General features: G+C 67.9%; 16 protein-coding genes and 1 other annotated feature. Of the genes, 6 read left to right on the top strand and 10 right to left on the bottom strand.

The genetic code is table 11. From position 1 onward, the window contains the following. The first annotated feature begins 173 nt into the window (after positions 1–173). Entirely contained in the window at positions 174–947 is a 774-nt protein-coding gene (locus tag ABS73_RS13460) for a sulfotransferase family protein (RefSeq protein ID WP_277023857.1), read from the top strand. 106 nt (positions 948–1,053) lie between these two features. Here ABS73_RS13460 and ABS73_RS13455 read toward each other — a convergent pair whose 3' ends face one another. After that, entirely contained in the window at positions 1,054–1,911 is an 858-nt protein-coding gene (locus ABS73_RS13455; RefSeq protein ID WP_277023860.1) for a universal stress protein, read from the bottom strand. Positions 1,912–1,922: 11 nt separating this feature from the next. Next, positions 1,923–3,419 (bottom strand): SulP family inorganic anion transporter, encoded by a 1,497-nt coding sequence (locus tag ABS73_RS13450; RefSeq protein ID WP_277023863.1) that lies wholly within the window; start codon positions 3,417–3,419, stop codon positions 1,923–1,925. Between the two features lie 72 nt (positions 3,420–3,491). Next, positions 3,492–3,547: a sequence feature (sul1 is cis-regulatory element that is thought to sense ions involved in sulfur or methionine metabolism; They are found in Alphaproteobacteria), on the bottom strand. Between the two features lie 337 nt (positions 3,548–3,884). Here ABS73_RS13450 and ABS73_RS13445 point away from each other — a divergent pair. The 3 genes from ABS73_RS13445 to ABS73_RS13435 all read left to right on the top strand — a co-directional run bounded on the left by ABS73_RS13445 (position 3,885) and on the right by ABS73_RS13435 (position 7,329). After that, the gene (locus ABS73_RS13445) at positions 3,885–5,390 is read left to right on the top strand and encodes an ABC transporter substrate-binding protein (RefSeq protein WP_277023866.1); all 1,506 of its coding nucleotides are present in this window, start codon (positions 3,885–3,887) and stop codon (positions 5,388–5,390) included. A gap of 275 nt (positions 5,391–5,665) precedes the next feature. After that, a complete protein-coding gene (locus ABS73_RS13440; protein ID WP_136856606.1) occupies positions 5,666–5,851 on the top strand; it encodes a hypothetical protein in 186 nt (61 codons plus the stop codon). Next, a complete protein-coding gene (locus ABS73_RS13435; RefSeq protein WP_277023869.1) occupies positions 5,848–7,329 on the top strand; it encodes a sodium:solute symporter family protein in 1,482 nt (493 codons plus the stop codon). Before ABS73_RS13440 ends, ABS73_RS13435 begins: the two co-directional genes overlap by 4 nt. An 18-nt stretch (positions 7,330–7,347) precedes the next feature. Here ABS73_RS13435 and ABS73_RS13430 read toward each other — a convergent pair whose 3' ends face one another. The 4 genes from ABS73_RS13430 to ABS73_RS13415 form a co-directional block, all read right to left on the bottom strand. After that, the gene (locus ABS73_RS13430; RefSeq protein ID WP_277023871.1) at positions 7,348–8,976 is read right to left on the bottom strand and encodes a Na/Pi cotransporter family protein; all 1,629 of its coding nucleotides are present in this window, start codon (positions 8,974–8,976) and stop codon (positions 7,348–7,350) included. A gap of 130 nt (positions 8,977–9,106) precedes the next feature. Further along, positions 9,107–9,415, bottom strand: coding sequence for a hypothetical protein (locus ABS73_RS13425; protein ID WP_277023872.1), 309 nt, complete (start codon positions 9,413–9,415; stop codon positions 9,107–9,109). Continuing rightward, on the bottom strand, positions 9,415–11,925 hold the full coding sequence (gene ctaD, locus ABS73_RS13420; RefSeq protein ID WP_423805193.1) for a cytochrome c oxidase subunit I: 2,511 nt from the start codon (positions 11,923–11,925) through the stop codon (positions 9,415–9,417). Before ctaD ends, ABS73_RS13425 begins: the two co-directional genes overlap by 1 nt. 47 nt (positions 11,926–11,972) lie before the next feature. Further along, positions 11,973–12,740: a cytochrome c oxidase subunit II gene (locus ABS73_RS13415; protein ID WP_277023876.1), complete on the bottom strand. Its 768-nt coding sequence runs from the start codon at positions 12,738–12,740 to the stop codon at positions 11,973–11,975. Here ABS73_RS13415 and ABS73_RS13410 point away from each other — a divergent pair. Next, positions 12,681–13,205, top strand: a complete 525-nt coding sequence (locus ABS73_RS13410) for a DUF2231 domain-containing protein (protein ID WP_136856611.1) — start codon at positions 12,681–12,683, stop codon at positions 13,203–13,205. The two genes, ABS73_RS13415 and ABS73_RS13410, sit on opposite strands and share 60 nt — an antisense overlap. A gap of 8 nt (positions 13,206–13,213) precedes the next feature. Here ABS73_RS13410 and ABS73_RS13405 read toward each other — a convergent pair whose 3' ends face one another. Next, complete coding sequence (locus tag ABS73_RS13405) at positions 13,214–13,726, bottom strand: CopD family protein (RefSeq protein WP_136856612.1); 513 nt, start codon at positions 13,724–13,726, stop codon at positions 13,214–13,216. After that, positions 13,723–14,451 (bottom strand): cytochrome c oxidase assembly protein, encoded by a 729-nt coding sequence (locus ABS73_RS13400; RefSeq protein WP_277023881.1) that lies wholly within the window; start codon positions 14,449–14,451, stop codon positions 13,723–13,725. The genes ABS73_RS13405 and ABS73_RS13400 overlap by 4 nt, the downstream gene beginning before the upstream one ends. A 124-nt stretch (positions 14,452–14,575) precedes the next feature. On the opposite strand from ABS73_RS13400, the gene ABS73_RS13395 reads away from it, so the two are divergent. Then, positions 14,576–15,970 carry a ferredoxin reductase family protein gene (locus tag ABS73_RS13395; RefSeq protein ID WP_277023883.1) on the top strand — a complete coding sequence of 465 codons (1,395 nt, stop codon included), beginning with the start codon at positions 14,576–14,578 and terminating at the stop codon, positions 15,968–15,970. Positions 15,971–16,073: 103 nt separating this feature from the next. Here ABS73_RS13395 and ABS73_RS13390 read toward each other — a convergent pair whose 3' ends face one another. Together ABS73_RS13390 and ABS73_RS13385 are read right to left on the bottom strand one after the other, a co-directional pair. After that, positions 16,074–17,363, bottom strand: coding sequence for a PQQ-dependent sugar dehydrogenase (locus tag ABS73_RS13390; RefSeq protein ID WP_277023885.1), 1,290 nt, complete (start codon positions 17,361–17,363; stop codon positions 16,074–16,076). A 105-nt stretch (positions 17,364–17,468) separates the two neighbouring features. Then, the gene (locus ABS73_RS13385; RefSeq protein WP_277023886.1) at positions 17,469–19,301 is read right to left on the bottom strand and encodes a methyl-accepting chemotaxis protein; all 1,833 of its coding nucleotides are present in this window, start codon (positions 19,299–19,301) and stop codon (positions 17,469–17,471) included. Positions 19,302–19,430 lie beyond the last annotated feature (129 nt).

Genomic DNA, 19,430 nt, shown 5'->3' with positions numbered 1-19,430 from the left:
GCCGTGTGACTGCAGACCGTGCAATCGGTCGTCTGGCAGGCCAACACGGTTCCACACCTGCTAGTTCACTAAAAAGCGCCCGAGTAAAGAAAGATGAATTTTGTCACCTGCCCGTGATCCCGCGGGGCGGCCCGTGCGTTGCGGCCCCGATCCGCGTGAAAAGGGGAACCGCCATGCATTATCGATACGTCTTTGTGGGCGGGCTGCACCGGTCGGGCACCTCGGTTCTGGCCCGCGCCATCGCGGCCCATCCTGAGGTCTCGGCCATCCGCGACGCCCCCGTCCCCGAGAACGAGGGCTGTTACCTGCAGGGCGCCATTCCCCATACCGCGCTGCATGGCAGGCCGATGCATTTCGCCACCGACCCTGCCCAGCACATGACCGAGGGGCATCCGCTGGACCGCCTGGCCACCCGCCAGCGCCTGGAGGCGGACTGGCAGCCCTGGTTCGACCCGGACCGTCCCTGGCGGGTCGAGAAATCGCCGGTGAACCTGACGCGGATGCGCCTGTATCAACAGCTGTTCCCGCTGTCGCAATTCGTGGTGATCCTGCGTCATCCGCAGGCGGTGGCCGCCGCTGTGGGCGGGTGGGTGGCGGACCCCGCACCGGCGCTGATCGATCACTGGCTGGCCGCGCATCACCGCATGGCGCAGGATCTGGCGCATCTGCACGCCGCACTGGTGCTGCGCTATGAGGATCTGGTGGCCGATCCTGCGGGCACGCTGGCGCAGGTGATGGCGTTCCTGTCGCTGACGCCCACCGCTCCGCCCGAGCCGCTGACCGACGGCAATGCCCGCCACGCCCCCGACGCCCCGCGGATGAGCAGCGCGCAGATCCGGGCGGCGGCGCGGTGGGGCTATGGCCCCGATCTGGACGTGACGCTGTGGCAGCCGCTGGTCAGCCACCCGCTGCGCGCGGTGCGCGACCGGGTGGCGGTTCCCGCCTGACGGGCAGGGTTATCCACAATTTCCGGGGACAGATCCGGGGATAGCCGCGGATTGTCCCGCTTTGTCAGGGGGCTACGGTCCTGCTGAAACCGCAGCCCCCGCGCCTTTAGCGATACAGCAGCACCGGGATAGTCACCGCCTGCACCAGCGCTGTCGTGGTCGACCCGATGATCAGCTGGCGGATGCGCGAATGGCCATAGGCGCCCATCACCAGCAGATCGAACCCTTCATCGGTGACCAGCTTTTGCAGCACCTCGTCGGGGTGGCCGGGCAGGATGCGCGCGGTGGCGTCCAGCCCGGCATCGGTCAGCTGCGCCATGGCCTGATCCATCGCGGCACCCAGGGGCCCCGCGCCGGTATCGACATGCAGCACGGTGATCTGCAGCCCACGAAAGACCGGGCTGTCGGCCATGCGTGCGATCGCCTTGCGCGCCGAGACGCTGCCGTCGAACGCCACCAGCACCCGCCCGATCGGACGGAATGCCCGTGCCGCGACAAAGACCGGCACGCTGACCGCGCGCACGATCCGTTCCAGGTTGGAGCCCAGATGGCCGCTGGCGAAATCGGCGCCCTCGCCGCGCTTGCCGATGACGATGGCGCGCAGGCCGGGTTCGGCCTGGCGGACCTCCTCCAGCAGATCGCCGCGCCGCAGATGCGGGGTGACGGATGCCTGTCCGTCGGCGCCCAGCAGGGCCTGCGCATCATCCAGGATGGCGCGGCCCCGCGCCTGCGCCAGACGCGCGCGCTGCGCGTCGGTGGCGGCCAGCTCCTCCAGCAGGGCGCTGCGGGCACCCAGGGTCAGCGCGCCCGACAGGTTCTGGGCGGACCCGCCCCCCTCGCGGCGGCCGATGACATGCATCACGTCCACCGCCGCGTTCAGACGCGCGGCGATCCACGCGGCATGGCGGCAGACGCTGTCGGAATAGGCGGACCCGTCCACCAAAGCCAGGATTTTGTCGGTCATGGTCGTGCTCCTCAATGGGCGGTCAGCTTGTCCAGCGCGCCGGGCTTGTCATGGATGGCCAGGCGGTCGACCAGCGTTTCGGATGCCTCGTTCATGCCGATCAGGCGCACCTCGGCCCCGGCGCGGCGGAACTTGAGGATCGCCATGTCCAGCGCCTGCACGGAACTGATGTCCCAGATATGCGCGCCGCTGACGTCGATGGTCACGACCTCGACCGCCTCGCGGAAGTCGAAGGCATTGGCGAAATCCTCGGCCGAGCCATAGAACAGCTGACCCTCGACCACATAGGTCCGCTCTCTCCCGTCCGCCGACAGGGTCGAGCGGATGCGGAACAGCTGCGCGATCTTGGCCGCGAAGAAGATCCCCGACAGCATCACGCCCACCAGCACCCCGATGGCCAGGTTATGCGTCCACACCACCGTGGCCACCGTCGCCAGCATCACCACCGATGACGACCGCGGATGCGTGCGCAGGTTGGCGATGGACGACCAGCTGAACGTGCCGATCGACACCATGATCATGATCGCGACCAGCGCGGGCATGGGAATGATGCCCACCAGATCGCCCAGGCCCACCACCAGGATCAGCAGCACGACCCCCGCGGTAAAGGACGACAGCCGCCCCCGCCCGCCGGATTTGACGTTGATGATCGACTGTCCGATCATCGCGCAGCCCGCCATGCCGCCGATGAAGCCGGTCGCGGTATTGGCGATGCCCTGGCCCACGCATTCCTGGTTGCGGTTCGACCGGGTGTCGGTCAGCTCATCGACGATGTTCTGGGTCATCAGGCTTTCCAGCAGGCCCACGATGGCGATGGCCGTCGAATAGGGCAGGATGATCAGCAGCGTCTCCAGCGTCAGCGGAATGTCCGGGATCAGGAACACCGGCAGCGTGTCGGGCAGCGCGCCCAGATCGCCCACCGTGCGCACGTCCCAGCCCGTGACCCAGATCAGCGCCGTCAGCACGATGATCGTGATCAGCGGCGAGGGGATCGCTGTGGTCAGGCGCGGCAGCAGATAGATGATCGCCAGCCCCGCCGCGACCAGCGCCCAGGTCAGCCAGGTGACGCCGGGATTGGCCAGGTCCAGCTCTGGCAGCTGCGCCATGAAGATCAGGATCGCCAGCGCGTTCACGAACCCGGTCATCACCGATTTCGAGACATAGCGCATGAAGCGACCCAGCTTCAGCAGGCCCGCACCGATCTGGATCAGCCCGGCCAGCACGGTGGCCGCCAGCAGGTATTCCAGCCCGTGATCGCGCACCAGCGTGATCATCAGCACTGCCGTCGCCGCCGTCGCGGCCGAGATCATCCCGGGCCTGCCGCCCACGATGGCCGTGATCACCGCGATGGAAAAGCTGGCATACAGCCCCACCTTGGGGTCTACGCCTGCGATGATGGAAAAGGCGATCGCCTCGGGGATGAGGGCCAGGGCCACGACCAGCCCGGCCAGCAGGTCGGGACGGATGTTGCCGAACCATTGGCTGCGGTATTCGGAAAATGATGTCATATGGTATCCAATTTCCCCGCACCGGCTGGTTCCGTCCGGAACGTCGCGGCATCGACGCGGGGCTTGTCAGAGGATTGTCCGGCGGATCGGCGGCCGGAAGAGCCACCCGGGCTTTCACCGGGCTCCTTGCGCATGGGCACGCTTATAGGCAGGCAGGCACAAAAGGCAACCGTCCTGGCCGCGCGCCGTGGCCCGGCCCCTGGCGGGTGGTGATGCCCAGTTGCCGGACTGCCTGCCCATGGCGCCCATCGCCCGCCAAATGCGCAATACCGCCCGAAGAACGCGGTTTCGCGGCCAGGGCGCTTGCCAGTCCGCCCTGTCGAACCATAGGGTGAACCATTGCAAAGTGGTTCGCCGCCGACCGTGACCATTGCGGCGGCGACCGCCCCTCCGGCCCTGTCACGGGGCCGGGCCTCATGCGGCCCGCACGGGCCGCCCATGACAAACAAGACGGGGAGATATCCGATGAAAACAACCGCCTTCATGGCCACGCTGCTGGGCACGGTCGCCCTTGGCAGCATGGCCTTTGCCGCCGATCTGCGGATCGGTCTGAACGAGGACCCGGATTCGCTGGACCCGGCGCAGTCGCGGACCTTCGTGTCGTCGCTGGTCTATGAATCGCTCTGTGCGCGCCTGTTCAACACCAATACCGACATGGAAATCATCCCCGAGCTGGCGACCGACTGGTCCTGGTCCGAGGACGGGCTGACCCTGGTGCTGCAGCTGCGCGAGGGGGTCACCCATCACGACGGCACGCCTTTCGACGCGGCCAGCGCGGCTCGCGTGTTGGACCGCAACATGACCATGCAGGAAAGCCGCCGCCGCGGAGAGCTGTCCTCGATCGCTTCGGCCGAGGCCACGGGCGATCATGAGCTGACAATCACCCTGAACGCGCCCGACGTGACGCTGCTGGCGCAGCTGGCCCATCACGCGGGCCGCATGTATTCGCCCGACGCCGCCGAGGAAGCCGGGGCCGCCTTCGGCACGCGCCCGGTCTGCACCGGCCCCTATGCCTTTGTCGACCGCGTCGAAGGCGACCGCATCGTGCTGGAGAAATTCGCGGATCACTGGGAGGCGGACGAGTATCACTATGACCGGGTGATCTATCAGCCGATCCCGGACACGACCGTGCGCCTGGCCAATGTCCGTTCGGGCGATCTGGACATCATCGAACGCACCGCCCCCTCGGACGTGCCCGGCATCCGCGAGGACAGCCGCCTGCAGCTGTTTGAGGTGCCCAATATCGGCTATCAGGGCATCACCGTGAACGTGGGCAACGGCCCGCGCGCCGATGGGCCGCTTGGGTCGAACCCGCTGGTGCGGCAGGCGCTGTCGCTGTCCATCGACCGCGAGGCGCTGAACCAGGTCGTCTTCGAGGGCGAATACGTGGTCGGCAACCAATGGGCCGCGCCGGGCACCGCCTGGTATGACGACAACGACCCGCTGCCCGCCCGCGACATCGACCGCGCCCGCGAACTGCTGGCCGAGGCCGGGGTCGAGACCCCCATCCGCATCGAGATGCAGATCGGCAACAACCCCATCGCCCAGCAGGTGGGCCAGGTTGTGCAGGCCATGGCCTCCGAGGCGGGCTTTGACATCTCGCTGCGGGCGACGGAATTCGCGACGCTTCTGGCCGAGAACGTGGCCGGCAATTTCGACATGTCGCTGCAGGGCTGGTCGGGGCGCATCGACCCGGATGCCAACATCCACCCCTTTGTCGGCAGCGACGGCGCCAACAACGACCAGCATTACCGCAACGATGAGGTCGATGCCCTGCTGGCCGAGGCGCGCACTCTGCCCGATACTGACGCCCGCAAGGCGCTGTATGACCAGACGCGCGACATCCTCAAGAACGACCTGCCGCTGATCTATCTGTACCACATCAAGTATTTCTACACGATGCGGACCGGGATCGAAGGGTTCGAACCCTATGCCGACGGCATCATCCGCCTGAAGGGCGTGTCGGGCTGACGCCCCCTGCCGCCCGCCCGGAATGACCGGGCGGGCGGCACCCGGACCTGCGCATCGCCTGCCCTGGGGCGACCGAACCCGCCCGCATTCGCGGTCCGGGTGAAAATGCGTGCTTGAAATATGGCGCAGAACAGGCATGGCTGCACGCCGTGGCCGGAGAACCGGTCACGCCGGCGTGATCGTCCGTGCCGTGGCGCGGTCGCGCGGGCCCCACCGCTCAACGAGGCTGCCCGGCATCGCCGAAGGTCGCCCGCCCTTTCAGGGAGGTTTCTCTCATGTCCCGACGCCTGTCGCTCTGGCTGGTCGCGCTGGTCATCCTGTCCTGCTTTGCCGTGCCCTATGCCCTGATCGGGCATGTGGCCGCCTGGTATGGCAGCTTTCTGTTCTGGTGCCTGGCCGGTCTGGCCATCATCGTGCTGAACATCACCGCGACCGCCGGTTTCACGGAGGAGGGCGAATGACCCTGTCGCTGGTTCTGTGGGGCATCGCGATCTATGTCGTGCTGTCGATGGCCGTGGCCTGGGCGTCGCGGTCCGGCGCGCCGGGGTCGATGTCGGGCTATTTCCTGGGCAACCGCAAGATGGGCGGCATCGTCCTGGCGCTCAGCTATTCGGCGACGACCTATTCGGCCTTCATGATGGTGGGGCTGGCCGGGCTGACCTATCGCGGTGGCGTCGGCGCCCTTGGGTTCGAGATCGTGTATTTCGCGGGCGTCACCCTGGTCGCCATCTTCGGGCCGCGCTTCTGGCGGGTCGGGCGGATGCATGGCGTCGTCACCCCGTTCGAGATGCTGGGCCTGCGCTATGGCAGCAAATGGGTCGCGGTGCTGGCGGGGCTGACCAGCCTGGTCTTCCTGATCCCCTATTCGGCGGTGCAGCTGTCGGGCGTGGGCTATCTGCTGTCGGGCATGACCCAGGGTCAGATCAGCTTTGGCACCGGCATCCTGATCGCCACGGTGCTGGCGATCCTGTTTTCCTGGATCGCGGGCATCCGGTCCGTGATGTGGACGGACAGCCTGCAGGCGCTGGTGATGATCGTGGCCTCGGTCGCGGTCTGCGGGCTTGTGGTGGCGGAACTGGGCGGGTTCTTCAGCCTGTTCGACCGCATCGTGCAGGCATCACCCGCGCATCTGCAGGTGCCCGGGCCGGGGCTGTTCAGCTTTGCAACCTTCCTGGGGATGTCGCTGCCGTGGTTCTTCTTCGCCATCTCGAACCCGCAGGTCAGCCAGCGGCTGTTCATGCCGGCATCGCTGGCCGCGATGCGGCGAATGCTGATCATCTTTCTGTGCTTCGGGCTGGTCTATACCATCGTGTCGGTGATCTGGGGCTTTTCGGCCTTTGTGCTGTTCCCGGGGCTGGAGCGGCCTGACCTGGCGACCGCGACGCTGCTGTCATCCTCCTATGTGCCGCCGGTTCTGGGGGTGATCGTGATGATCGGCATCATGGCAGCGGCGATCTCGACCATCGATTCGATCCTGCTGACGCTGTCGTCGATCTTTGCACGCGACGTCTATGGCAACCTGACGGGCGATCACGACGATGCCCGCCAACTGCGCATCGGCAAATGGGTGATCCCGGTGATCTCGGCTCTGGCGATGGGCTTTGCCGCGATGGAGTTCAGCATGATCGCCATCCTCTCGGTCGCAAGCTCGGTCGGGCTGGTGGTGATCGTGCCCGCGACCATCGGCGCGTTCTTCTGGCGGCGGGGCACGGCGGCGGGGGCGATCGCTTCGATCGCGGGCGGGGTCGCCTTCGTCACGGTGATGTATCTGACCGGCAACGCGCTGATGGGGCTGAACGCGGGGGTGCTGGGCTTTCCGGTGGCCTGCGTGATCTTCGTCGCGGTCAGCCTGGTCACGCGCCCTCGGCCCGGACAGGTGCTGGAGGGGTTCGTGGATGACCGCCGGACATCGGTCGCGGGACGGGTTCGCCCCGCCTGAGGCACCCGGATGCGCGGCCTAGCGGCTGCGCATCCGGCTTTCGGCCAGCAGGCCCTCCTCGTTCAGGATGGGGTGGGCCACGGCCACGAAATGCGCGTTGATCCGTTTCAGGTCGCGCAGGATGTCCAGATGCAGCGAGGATGTCTCGCGGCTCTGGTCCAGGCCCTCGCGCAGGCGGATCAGGTGGCGCTGCGCGGACTGGCGTTCGAAATTGCGGATCTGGACCTTCTGCTCCATCATCTGGCGGGCCAGATCGGTGTCGCGGGTCATGAAGATGGTCTGGGCGATGCGCAGCGTCTCCTGGGTCATCAGGAACATCGCGTCCAGCTCCTTGTAGCCGGCATCGGAAAAGCGCAGGCCCAAGCCGATCTTCTTGCGCACGCCGGCGGCCAGGCCCTTTTCGATGATGTCGCCCACATGCTCCAGGTTGATGACGTAATCCAGGATGGTGATGGACCTGCGGCGGTCATCCTCATCCGCGTCGCGGCCAAGGCGCGACAGGTAGGTCTTGACCTGCTGCTGGCGCAGATCCACGCGATCCTCCAGCGTCACGACCTCGGCCAGGGGGGCGGCGTCGTTCTTGCGAAAGGCCAGCCGTGTCTGGTCCAGCATGCGCCCCACATCGTCGCCGATGGACAGCGCCTGGCGGCTGGCCCCGGCCAGCGCCAGGGCGGGCTGGTCCAGCGCGGCCTCGTCCAGCCAGCGGGGCAGGGCGTCCTCGACCGGGGGCAGGTCGGGCTGCACCCGCTCCAACAGGCGCGACAGCAGGCCCGCAAAGGGCCAGATCACCGCCGCCAGCGCCAGATTGAACCCCAGATGCGCCGCCACCGGCAGCGATGCGGCCCCGGGTGCTGCCCACAGGATCAGCTGCGCCGCCTGCTGCGCGACCGGCAGCACGGCTAGGCAGCCCAACGCGCGCACCAGCAGGTTGCCGATGGTCAACCGCCGTGCCGCCATGTCGGCCCCCGCCGTCACCAGCACGGGCGGGATCGCGCCGCCGATATTCGCGCCCAGGACCAGCACCACGGCCAGCCCCGCGGGCAGGTCCAGCGATGCGATCAGCAGCACCGCGGCCAGGGATGATGAACAGACCGCCGCGATCACCGCGGCAAAGATCAGCGCCACGGGCCAGGCGCTGTCCAGCATGGTCAGGAACGCGGCCATCTGGGGCGCCTCGCGCAGGGGTTCGGTGCCCTGGCTCAGCAGCGACAGCGACACCAGCATCAGCCCCAGCCCGATCAGCGACCGGCCCACGCCCGCGACCACGGGATGGGTGCGTCGCGCGGTCGCCACCCCCGCCAGGATCAGCGCGGGCGCGATGACGCCGATGCCCGACGACACGATCACCGCGGTGATGGCCGTGCCGACATTGGCGCCCAGCAGCACGATCTGCGCCATGCGCCCCGCAATCATGCCGCGCCCGACAAAGGATGCCGTCAGCAGCGCCGTCGCGGTCGAGGATTGCAGCCCAAGCGTCGCCACCAGCCCCGACAGAAAGGCGCGCGGCCCGTTGCGCGTGCCCAGCCCCAGGGCGGTCTTGAGCCGCAGCCCAAAGGCCGTGGTCACGCCGTCGCGGACCAGCCCCAGCCCAAACAGAAGCAGGGCCACCGCGCCGCCGATCTGAAGGAACACAATGATCGAGCCCATGGGACATCCTCAAGACGATGGGCGGAATGCCCGCCCTTTCACTCTGCTCCCCTAAACCGCGCCGTCAAGCGAATGTCACGGCGTCACCATATTCTTTCGTCCATGCGCGCTTGTCGTCGCATTGCCCGGATCAAAGGCAGGTCGAGGTCGCGATGACCGGAAACAGCGTCACCAGGGTCGAGACAAGCCCGATCCAGGCGCCCAGCCCGATCAGCTGGCGCGGCCGCCCCGTGCCCTGCGGCAGCAGCCACAGGATCAGCCCGTGCCCCACCAGCCCCGCGCCCCAAGCCAGCCACATCGCCATGTGGTGCCAGTCGGTGCCCAGAACGGGCCGCCCCTGCCAGCCCAGATGGCAGCCCGCGCCGTGCAGCGCATAGACCAGCGAAAACATCGCCGCCCACAGGATCGGCCCCGCCAGCGCCCGCCACAGCCAGCCCATCACAGCACCTCCTGAGCGGCGATCAGCGCGACGGATACGGCGGTCGTGGTCAGCCAGAAGGCCTGGAACATCTGCCAGATGGGGGCCGCGCCGCGGCGGACCTCGCTCAGCCGGCCGGTCTGGGCATCGCGCAAGCTACGCAGCGCCAGCATCGCGGCGATCACGCCGTGGAACACCGCAAAGCCCAGGATCGCGCCGCGCAGCGCGTCACGCGCGTGGCGGCGCGGATCGTCCAGACCCAACCCGACCACTGCCAGCGCCACCAGCGCGACAAGCGCCGCCGCCAGCCCCAGCCCGGCCCAAGCCGCGCCCGCGGCATGGCTGCGCTGTGCCTCGGCCCGGTGGGAGGCCAGCAGGCCCAGGGCCATCGCGGCCAGGGCCAGCGCGGCCGCCGCGATCACCGGCAGGCTGACCAGCGTGCTGGGCGGCGCGGGCCAGGCCGGCGCTACGACCGACAGAAAGCCCACCCCGAACAGCAGCGCCGCATAGAGCGTGCCGTCCGCCAGCAGCAGGGCGATGGCCCCGGTCCGCGCCAGCGTGTTGCGCGTCTGCCAATGCAGCGGCAGGGTCAGGCCGGGGGCGACGGTCGCAGGGGCGTGGTCGCGGTCGGTACCCATGATGTCGCCCCATTTCCAGGCCGCGATCAGCGTCAGCACCATGCCCAGAGGCGCCAGCCAGTACAGCCCCACCAGCATGGCCGCAAAAAAGCTGCCGATGGCAGCCGAGGTCAGCAGCGGCAGCCATGTGCTGGTCGCCAGCACGGCGACGTGGTCGGGGCGGCCGGTCCCGGCCTCGACCACCAGCGTCTCTCGGAAACCGCGCGGCGCGCCGGGTAGCAACCCCTCGCCCCGGGCCAGGGGCAGCAGGGCCGAGGCATCGGCCTGACGCGGGCCGGGCAGCGAGGCAAAGTTGTAGGAGGGCGCGGGCAGCGGCATGGCCCAGTCCAGCGTCGGCGCGCGCCACGGGTTGCGGCGGCTGCGGCGTCCGAACATCCACTGCATGATCACGTCAAAGGCAAACAGCGCAAAGCCCGCCGACATGATCATCCCGAAGATCGACGAGATCAGGTTCAGCCATTCCCATTCCGGGTTGTTCGGATAGACCGCGATGCGGCGCGGCATGCCCAGAAGGCCGGTCATGTGCATCAGGAAGAAGGTGCCGTGAAAGCCGATCAGGATCAGCCAGAAGGCCGATTCCCCCAGGCCGCGCACGCGCCAGCGCCCGCAAATCAGCGGCATCCAATAGCTGACCGCAGCCAGCATCGGAAAGACGAAGCCGCCGACCAGCACGTAATGCAGGTGCGCGGTGACGAAGGCGGTGTCATGGGCCTGCCAGTTGAAGGGCACCATGGCCAGCATGACGCCCGTCAGCCCGCCCATGACGAAGGTGATGAAAAAGCCCATGACATACAGCATCGGCAGGCGAAAGCTGACCTTGCCGTCCCACATGGTGCCGATCCAGGCAAAGACCTGGACCGCCGTGGGCACCGCGACCAGGGCAGAGGCCGCGCTGAAGAAGGCCAGCGCCATATGCGGGATGCCCACGGTGAACATGTGGTGCACCCAGAGGCCGAAGGACAGGAACACCAGCCCCGCGATGGCCGCGACGATCGCGCCGTAGCCGAGGATCGTGGTGCGCGCCATGATCGGGATGATCGTGGACAGCGCGCCCGCAGCGGGCAGGAAGATGATATAGACCTCGGGGTGGCCGAACAGCCAGAACAGGTGCTGCCACAGCAGCGGATCGCCGCCCCGCGCCACGTCGAAGAACGGCCAGTCGAAGGCACGCTGCACCTCCAGCAGGATCGAGCCGAGGATCAGCGGCGGGAACCCCACCAGCATCATCACCGCCGTGCCCAGCAGATACCAGCCCATCAGCGGCATCCGGGTCAGCGGCATATGCGCCGCGCGGCAGCGCAGGATGGTCACGGTGATCTCGACCGCGGCGGCCATGGCGCTGATCTCGACGAAGGTCACGCCCAGCAGCCAGACATCGGCGTTCACGCCGGGCGAATGGGTGCGGTCGGACAGGGGCGTGTACATGAACCAGCCGTCATCGGGCGCCAGCCCGAACAGCAGCGAGCCGACGATGACCGTGCCCCCGAACAGATAGCACCAGTACCCAAGGGCCGACAGGCGCGGAAAGGCCATGTCGCGCGCGCCCAGGATCTTGGGCAAGAGCCACAGGGCCAGCCCCTCCAGCATGGGGATGGCGAAGAGGAACATCATGATGCTGCCATGCATCGTGAAGATCTGATTATACAGGTCCACGTCCAGGAACGCGCCCTGCCGCGTCGCCAGCTGCGCGCGGATCATCATGGCCAGCACGCCGCCGATGGCGAAGAACACGAAGGACGTCACCATGAACCGCAGCCCGATCGTGCCGTGGTTGACCGAGGTGAAGAACCCGCGCCAGCCCGGCTCATCGCGCCAGGTCCGGTCCAGCTCGCGGTGCAGCGACAGGGCGCGGCGGGTGTCGTTGGGGGCGATGTCGGCGCGGGGGTCGAACATCGGCTCGTTCGGCGCGATGTCGCGGTCGCCCATGGGGCGGGTGACGGTCATGGGCGGGTCTCCGGGATCAGGTCGGCCGACATGTCGGGCATGGGGCCGGTCGGGTCATAGGCCACGACGGTGAAACGCATGAAGCTGTGGCCGATCCCGCAGAATTCGGCACAAAGCCCCTCATAGATGCCGGGCGTGTCCGCGCGCAGGCGGTGCAGGTTTTGGTGGCCGGGAATGGCATCCATCTTGCCGCCCAGCTGCGGCACCCAAAAGCTGTGGATCACGTCCTGGGCGGTGATCTCCACGTCAAAGCTCTCTCCGGCGGGGATATAGAGGGTGTCGACGGTCTGGACGGGCAGGCCGTCAGGGCCGGGCTGGGTGAAGCGCCATTCCCACTGCGCGGCATGCGCGCCCACGCGCAGCGCATCGTCGCCGCGCGCCAGCATGCGTTCCCCGATCCACAGCGAAAACCCCAGCAGCACCACCAGGACGGCGCCGGTGAAGCCCAGGCCCCAGCCCCAGATCCAGCCGCGTTCCGACCGCCGCGCGCCGTTGTTGCGCACCGCTGCCATCAGCAGGCCCAGCACCAGCGCGGTGATCAGCCCCGACCCGATCAGCATCGCCCACCACAGCATCGCGATGTCGCGCGCGGCCGGCCCCGAAGGGGCCAGCGTGCTCAGCGCGCCATCGCATCCGGCCAGCAGGGGAACCGCGGACAGTGCCAGGGCCTTGTGCCCATGACCCTTCAGCCAGAGGAACCGCCCATGCGCCAGAAACGCAGCTGGAAACAGCGCCGCCGCCTTGCCGACCCCATCGAGGAGCACGTCACCTTCAACGACACCGAGACCAAGATCGCCGTCTCGGGCCACCCGCTGCATGCGATGATGGTGGCCTTTCCCATCGCGCTGGCCTTTTCCACCTTCGGCGCCGATGCGATGTACTGGCTGACCGCCGACGATTTCTGGCCCCGCGTCGCGCTGTGGGCCACGGGTGCGGCCTTTGGCCTGGGGGTGCTGGCCGGGATCACCGGCACGATCGAGTTGCTGATGGTGCCGGGGATCCGCATCCGGGCGGCAAGCTGGACGCATTTCATCCTCGCGGTGATGCTGTTGTCGTTGCTGGGGTTGAACTGGGGCTTTCGTCTGCCCGACCCGCAGGCCGTGGTCCTGCCCTGGGGCATCCTGCTGTCGGCCCTGACCGCGGCCATGACCGGCATCACCGGATGGCATGGCGGCAAGCTGGTCTTCGACTATCAGATCGGCACCAAGAGTCACGGCGCGGGCGGCTGAACCGGCCCTCATGTCTGGCCCGCCGCCTGACCGCGGGGGGCCAGCATGAATTCAGGCATCCAGTCCGCGATCCAGGCCAAGTCGGGCTTGGCCAGGACCAGCCACAGGACCCCGACCATCAGCGGCACCCCCATAACCAACGCCCAGAGCGACGACGGCATGTTCCGCAGGCCGCGGTTTTCCCCCGACGACAGGACCAGATGGCCGATCCAGGCATGGACCAGCGCCATGCCCGCGACCAGCGCCAGCTTGGCCACGAACCACAGATCGAACACCTGCGCGGCAAAGATCAGACCCGTGCCCGCCGCAATGGCGATGATCGCCGCGGGCGTGGCAAAACCGATATAGCCGTAATGCGTGATCAGCCGGAATTCGGCATAGCGCGCTTGCGTCTGCTCTGATCCGGTGGTGCTGCGCCAGATCGCGCCATAGAAATGCAGCATCAGCGGCAGCGCGACCATGGCCGCGCACCAGCACAGCATGGCCGCCAGGTGCAGGTATTTCAGCCCCGCGATGATCATGCCGCAAACCCCCTGCGCCATGCCAGCCACAGCATCCGCCCGGCGATCGCCGCCACCGGCACAAAGCCCGGCACCCACATCACCAACCCCGCCAGCTGCTGATCCGCCAGCGGCGACAGGCCCCAGGGGATCGTGCCCGCGACATGGGGGAAATACAGGATCGACGGCGCAAAGGTCAGGATCGCGCCCAGAAAGCCCATGACCGCCGCCAAGCCGCCGATCAGCGCGGCGCGGCGGATCGCCTCCTCGGCGCCGAAACCGGGGGCCAGCACCGCCGACCAGAACGCCCAGGCCGGCAGCAGCATCGCACCCTGCATCAGCCAGTACAGCACGTCCGACGCCCAGATCGCATCATAGACCCCCGGCAGGTGCCAGGCGATCATCGCACCGGACAAGGCCGCCAGCGACAGCCCCGCAGGCACCCGCGCCAGCAGCGGCATCGCCACGGCCAGCGCCGGCGCGGCCAGCGTGATCAGCACCAGATGATGCGCCGCACGTGCCGAAAACAGCGCCACCGTCAGCGCGCAGAGCGGCGACACGAACGCCAGCACCAGCGCACCGACCGCGATCGCGCCCGGCGCAAGGCCCGCGCGCCCGCCGCGCCGGATCAGGATCACGGCCAGCACCGCGATGGCGGCCAGCACGACAGGGTCCATGTTCCAGCTGCTCCACAGCTGGCCCGGAACCGGGGCAGGCCCGCAATAGGGCATGGGGGTGTCTGTCATTCTGTCTCCTCAGGGATGGTGCGGGCCGGATCGGTCGGAACGCATGTCATGGGGAGCAACACCGGTCTTCGGGGTCGGTTCCACGCCATGCGGAACCCGCCCGGAGGCGTGGCGTTGGCGTGGCATGGATGACACGACACGTAACGCACCACACAGGCATGTCCGACCCGGCGACCACACCGCCGCCGTTCGCCTTCAGGCCGCGGGCTGGCTGATGGTGGCGGCGGTGGGGTTGGTGCTGCCTTATCTGGTGATCCTGTCGGGCGATCCGCCGCGCGATCCGTCGCTGATGCGCAACCTGTCTTACGGCCTGGGCTTTGGCGCGCTGGCGCTGGCCGGCCTGCAATTCGCGCTGACCGGGCGGATCAAGGTGCTGCTGCGCCCGTTCGGTGCCGACATCATTCCGGTGTTCCACCGGTTCCTCAGCTGGGGTGCGGTGGCGCTGATGCTGGGCCATTTTGCGATCCTGTATCTGTGGCACAAGGACGACATGGGGGTGCTGAACCCGCTGGCCGCGCCCGCCTACATGACCGCAGGGCGGGTGGCGTTGCTGTGCTTTGTGACGCTGATCGTCAGCTCGGAGTTCCGCAAATGGCTGCGGCTGGACTATCTTTGGTGGCGGCGGCTGCATGTCGGGCTGGCCCTGACGGGCTTTGCCGCGGCCATCTGGCATGTGCTGGGGGCGGGGCATTTTACCGGTCAGGACGGCACCCGCGGGCTGTGGCTGGCGGTGACCGTGGCCTGGGCCGGGCTGATCGTCCACACTCGCCTGATCCGCCCTTGGCGGCAGTCGCGCAACCCTTGGCGCGTGGTCGAGAACCGCGACGAGGGCGACGATATCCGCACCCTGGTGCTGGAGCCGCAGGGGCGTCCGCTGCGCGACTGGCGGCCGGGGCAGTTCGCCTGGCTGGCGGTCGGCGGGTCGCCCTTTTCGCTGCGCGAGCATCCCTTCACCATCTCGACCGCGCCGGACAAGGGGCCGCGCATCAGCTTTTCGATCAAGCCCCTGGGCGATGACAGCGCCCGTCTGGCCCGGACCAAGCCTGGCACGACCGCTTGGATCGACGGCCCCTATGGCGTCTTCACCGTCGACCGAGAGGCTGATGCCGACGGGTTCGTGATGATCGCGGGAGGGGTGGGCATCACCCCCATCATGGCGAACCTGCACGCGCTGGAGGCCCGTCGCGACCTGCGCCCGGTGCATCTGCTCTATGCCAATGACAGCTGGGACGAGGTGGCCTTTCGCGATGAACTGGCGCGCATGGCTACCCGTATCGATCTGCACGTGACCCATGTGATCCAGAACCCGCCAGACCGCAATTGGCCGCCGCAGGATCATCAGGTCGCCGAGGGGCGGATCGACGCCGACCTGCTGGCGCGCCTTCTGCCCGCCAAGGGGCGCGACTGGCCGCACATGATGTGCGGACCCGCGCCGATGCTGGAGGCGATCCGGCCCGCGTTGCGCCAGATGGGTGTGCCCCTGGGGCGCATCCACAGTGAAATCTTCGAGATGGTGTGACGATGCGCCCCCGGCTTGCCCTGATCCTCGCCCTGATGCTGATCGCGCTGACCTTGGCCTGCGCGGTGGTGCTGGCCGTGACTGTGACCCGCTAAGGCGCGCCTCAGGCGGCCGTCACGCGCCAGATGATGTCGCCCATATCGTCCGCCACCAATAGCGAGCGTCCGTCGGCGCCGATCGCGACGCCCACCGGGCGGCCATAGGCGTGACGCTCGTCCTCGGACAGGAATCCCGACAGGATGTCGCGGGGCGGCCCCGATGGCTTGCCATTCGCGAAGGGCACAAAGATCACCCGGTATCCGCTGAGCTTTGAGCGGTTCCACGAGCCATGCTGGCCGATGACCATTCCGTCGGGAAAGCCGGGCAGCGTGCCCGCGGGCATCCAGCACAGCCCCAGGGATGCGGTATGGCCGCCAAGGGCGTAATCGGGCGTGATGGCGCGGGCGACCATCTCGGCGTCCTGCGCGACCCGGTCGTCCACCGTCTGCCCCCAGTAGCAATAGGGCCAGCCATAGAAACCCCCATCGCGGACCGAGGTCAGGTAATCGGGCGGCGTCTCGTCGCCCAGCCCGTCGCGTTCGTTCACCACCGTCCACAGGACGCCGGTTTGCGGCTCCCAGGCCATGCCGACCGCGTTGCGGAGGCCGCTGGCAAAGATGCGCGCCTGTTCGGTTGCAAGATCCAGATGCCAGATGGCGGCGCGGCCCTCCTCGGCGGCCATGCCCTGGTCGCCGATATTGCTCAGCGATCCGACACCGGCATAAAGCCCGCTCCCGTCCGGAGCGACGATCAGGCTGCGGGTCCAGTGGCCGTTGGGCTTGAAGGAGACCAGCGTGCGGCCCGAGGCGGTAATCGTCGTCTGGCCGGGCTGATAGGGAAAGGCCACGATGCCGTCGGTATTGCCGACATAGAAGGTGTCACCCACCACGGCCATGCCAAAGGGCTGGTTCTGGTCCTGCAGGAACACCTCGCGCGTCTCGGCCACGCCGTCGCCATCGCTGTCACGCCACAGGGTGATGCGGTTCGCGCTGATGCCGATGGCGCGGGCGCGGCGCATGGTGGCCTGGGCCGCATGATCCATCAGGGTCTTGGGCGGGGCGGGCTGTTCCTTGGATTCGGCGATCAGCACGTCGCCATTCGGCAGGACCTCGATCCAGCGCGGGTGATCCAGCCCCGAGGCAAAGGCATTGACCGCCAGCCCCGGCGCACAATCGGGAACATGGCCGGGGGCCCAGCCCTTGGCGGTGGGCATCTTGAGGGTCATGATGCCCTGCGCCCGCGCCTCGGGGATCTGCGGTTCCTGGCCGACCGCCTGAACCCGTGGCGCGCCATAGCGCCTGATCGCGACCATCGCCGCGCCTACCGCCGCCGTCGCCCGTGCCATCAGTTCCATGATCCGCCCCCTTAATATCGTGTTGGCGCACTGTAACCACATGGGGGGCCGCGTCAAATGCCCTGCGCGGGGGAACAGGGCCCCCGGCGCAGGGCGGATTGCGGCCTACCAGCCTGCGGCGACGGCGCGTTCCACCGCCGCGTGATGCGAGGCCGGGACGCCCGCCATCGATTTCTGCGGCGAGGTGCGGAACTGTCGCGCCTTTCCGGCCAGCTGATCGGTCTGCTCCTCAAGCGCGCGGGCGGCGGCTGTGGTCTGTTCGACCATGGCGGCGTTCTGCTGGGTGACCTTGTCCATCTGGTCCGCGCCCGCCGACAGCGACCGCAGGCTTTGCGACTGCTCACGGGTGCGCGAGGCGATCATGGTGATGATCGTGCGCACCGCCGAGACCTCCTCGACGATGGTCACCAGCGACGTCCCCGATGCGCGCACCAGATCGGCGCCCTCGCGGACATGCAGGTTGGAGGTGCCGATCAGATCCTTGATCTGATGCGCGGCCTCGGCCGATTTATGGGCCAGGGCGCGGACCTCGTGCGCCACGACCGCAAAGCCGCGACCGGCCTCTCCGGCGCGGGCGGCCTCGATGCCGGCGTTCAGGGCCAGCAGGTTGGTCTGGAAGGCGATCTCGTCGATGACCGTGACGATGGTGCCGATCTTCTGGGTCGATTCCTCGATCTCACCGACCGCCGAGACGGCCTTCTGGACGATCTCTCCGCCGCCTTGGGCGTTGTGCTGGGCGGTCTCGGCGCTGGTCTGTGCGCTGGAGGCGCCCTCGGCGGATTCGTCGACCCCGCGCGACACCTCGGTCAGGGCGGCGACGGTTTCCTCAAGGTTGGCGGCCTGCTGTTCGGTGCGATGGGCCAGATCATGCGCGGCGGCACTGATCTCGGCCAGGCCGGCGCGGATGATGCCCACCCCCTCGACCACCGTGCCCAGAGCCTCGTCCAACTGGCCGAGCGAGTCGTTGAACTGCCGCTTGATCGCCTCGAATTCGGGGGCGACATCCTGGGTGATGCGCACCGTCAGATCGCCGCGGCTGAGCGTATCGAACCCCGTGCTGATCGCGGCCACGAACTGTTGCAGTTGCGTCGCGCGGCGGCTGGTCTCCTCGACCATGGCGGCCTGGCGGGCGTTCACGGCCTCGGCCTCGGCGCTCAGGCGGTCGCGGTCGATGGTGGCGGCGCGAAAGGTCTCGACGGCGCGGGCCATGGCACCGATCTCGTCGCGGCGGGTGGCGCCGGGGGCGGGCAGGTCGGTCTGGCCCTGCGCCAGGCGTCCCATCATCGCGGTCAGCGTCTTGATGGGACGGCTGATGCTGCGCGACAGCGGCACCGCGCAGGCGATCAGCGCGGCCAGCAGCAGCGCCGACCAGATCCCGCTGCGTTGCAGCTCGGCCATGAAATCGGCATTGAGGTCGTCGACATAAAGCCCCGCGCCCACGGTCCAGTCCCAGGGTTGGAACAAGGCCGAATAGGACAGCTTGGGCTGCGGATCGCCGCCCGACAGGCGCGCGACGTGATAGTCCGTGAAGCCCCCGCCCGCCTGCGCCGTCTGGATCATCTCGCGGATATGCAGCTTGCCGTTCGCGTCGGTCGCCTCCCAGGCATTGGTGCCCTCTCGCTCGGTATCGGGGTGCATCACGCGGATGCCCTGGGGGTCGTACATGAACACATAGTCGCCGTCGCCATAGCGGATGGCGCGCGCGGCCTCCTTGGCACGGGTCTGCGCCTCGTCCAGGGTCATGGCGCCCGCATCGGCCTGGGCCGCGAAATGCGCCAGCATGCTCATCGTGCTTTCGACCTGCGTCGCGATCAGGTCCTGACGGTCCTTCCACAGAATCTTGTGCAGGGAATAGAGCTGCAGCGACATCGCAAGGATGCTGAGGGTCACCGCAACCCCGATCATCAGGGTCAGTTTACGTGAAATGCCAAAGGTCATGAAGCCGCCATCCCGGTTTGAAGCCCCCAAGCCTTAGAACATTTCGCTTTTAACCTGACACATAGCCTGCAGCGTGGAAGTAGTTCCAGCATTCTTCGGGTGAGAACATGCTGCAGATGTCACCAAGGG

Source organism: Paracoccus sp. SCN 68-21, from assembly GCF_001724535.1.
Taxonomy (GTDB): domain Bacteria; phylum Pseudomonadota; class Alphaproteobacteria; order Rhodobacterales; family Rhodobacteraceae; genus Paracoccus; species Paracoccus hibiscisoli.
This window is presented reverse-complemented; position numbering and strand designations above follow the sequence as displayed.

Coding starts and splice junctions, on each gene's coding strand:
- ABS73_RS13435 (WP_277023869.1), top strand. CDS start 5,848: ATGACCCTGTCGCTGGTTCTGTGGGGCATCGCGATCTATGTCGTGCTG.
- ABS73_RS13390 (WP_277023885.1), bottom strand. CDS start 17,363: ATGGAACTGATGGCACGGGCGACGGCGGCGGTAGGCGCGGCGATGGTC.
- ABS73_RS13430 (WP_277023871.1), bottom strand. CDS start 8,976: ATGGGCTCGATCATTGTGTTCCTTCAGATCGGCGGCGCGGTGGCCCTG.
- ABS73_RS13445 (WP_277023866.1), top strand. CDS start 3,885: ATGAAAACAACCGCCTTCATGGCCACGCTGCTGGGCACGGTCGCCCTT.
- ABS73_RS13410 (WP_136856611.1), top strand. CDS start 12,681: ATGCGCCAGAAACGCAGCTGGAAACAGCGCCGCCGCCTTGCCGACCCC.
- ABS73_RS13395 (WP_277023883.1), top strand. CDS start 14,576: ATGGATGACACGACACGTAACGCACCACACAGGCATGTCCGACCCGGC.
- ABS73_RS13450 (WP_277023863.1), bottom strand. CDS start 3,419: ATGACATCATTTTCCGAATACCGCAGCCAATGGTTCGGCAACATCCGT.
- ABS73_RS13405 (WP_136856612.1), bottom strand. CDS start 13,726: ATGATCATCGCGGGGCTGAAATACCTGCACCTGGCGGCCATGCTGTGC.
- ABS73_RS13455 (WP_277023860.1), bottom strand. CDS start 1,911: ATGACCGACAAAATCCTGGCTTTGGTGGACGGGTCCGCCTATTCCGAC.
- ctaD (WP_423805193.1), bottom strand. CDS start 11,925: ATGTTCGACCCCCGCGCCGACATCGCCCCCAACGACACCCGCCGCGCC.
- ABS73_RS13460 (WP_277023857.1), top strand. CDS start 174: ATGCATTATCGATACGTCTTTGTGGGCGGGCTGCACCGGTCGGGCACC.
- ABS73_RS13440 (WP_136856606.1), top strand. CDS start 5,666: ATGTCCCGACGCCTGTCGCTCTGGCTGGTCGCGCTGGTCATCCTGTCC.
- ABS73_RS13400 (WP_277023881.1), bottom strand. CDS start 14,451: ATGACAGACACCCCCATGCCCTATTGCGGGCCTGCCCCGGTTCCGGGC.
- ABS73_RS13425 (WP_277023872.1), bottom strand. CDS start 9,415: ATGGGCTGGCTGTGGCGGGCGCTGGCGGGGCCGATCCTGTGGGCGGCG.
- ABS73_RS13385 (WP_277023886.1), bottom strand. CDS start 19,301: ATGACCTTTGGCATTTCACGTAAACTGACCCTGATGATCGGGGTTGCG.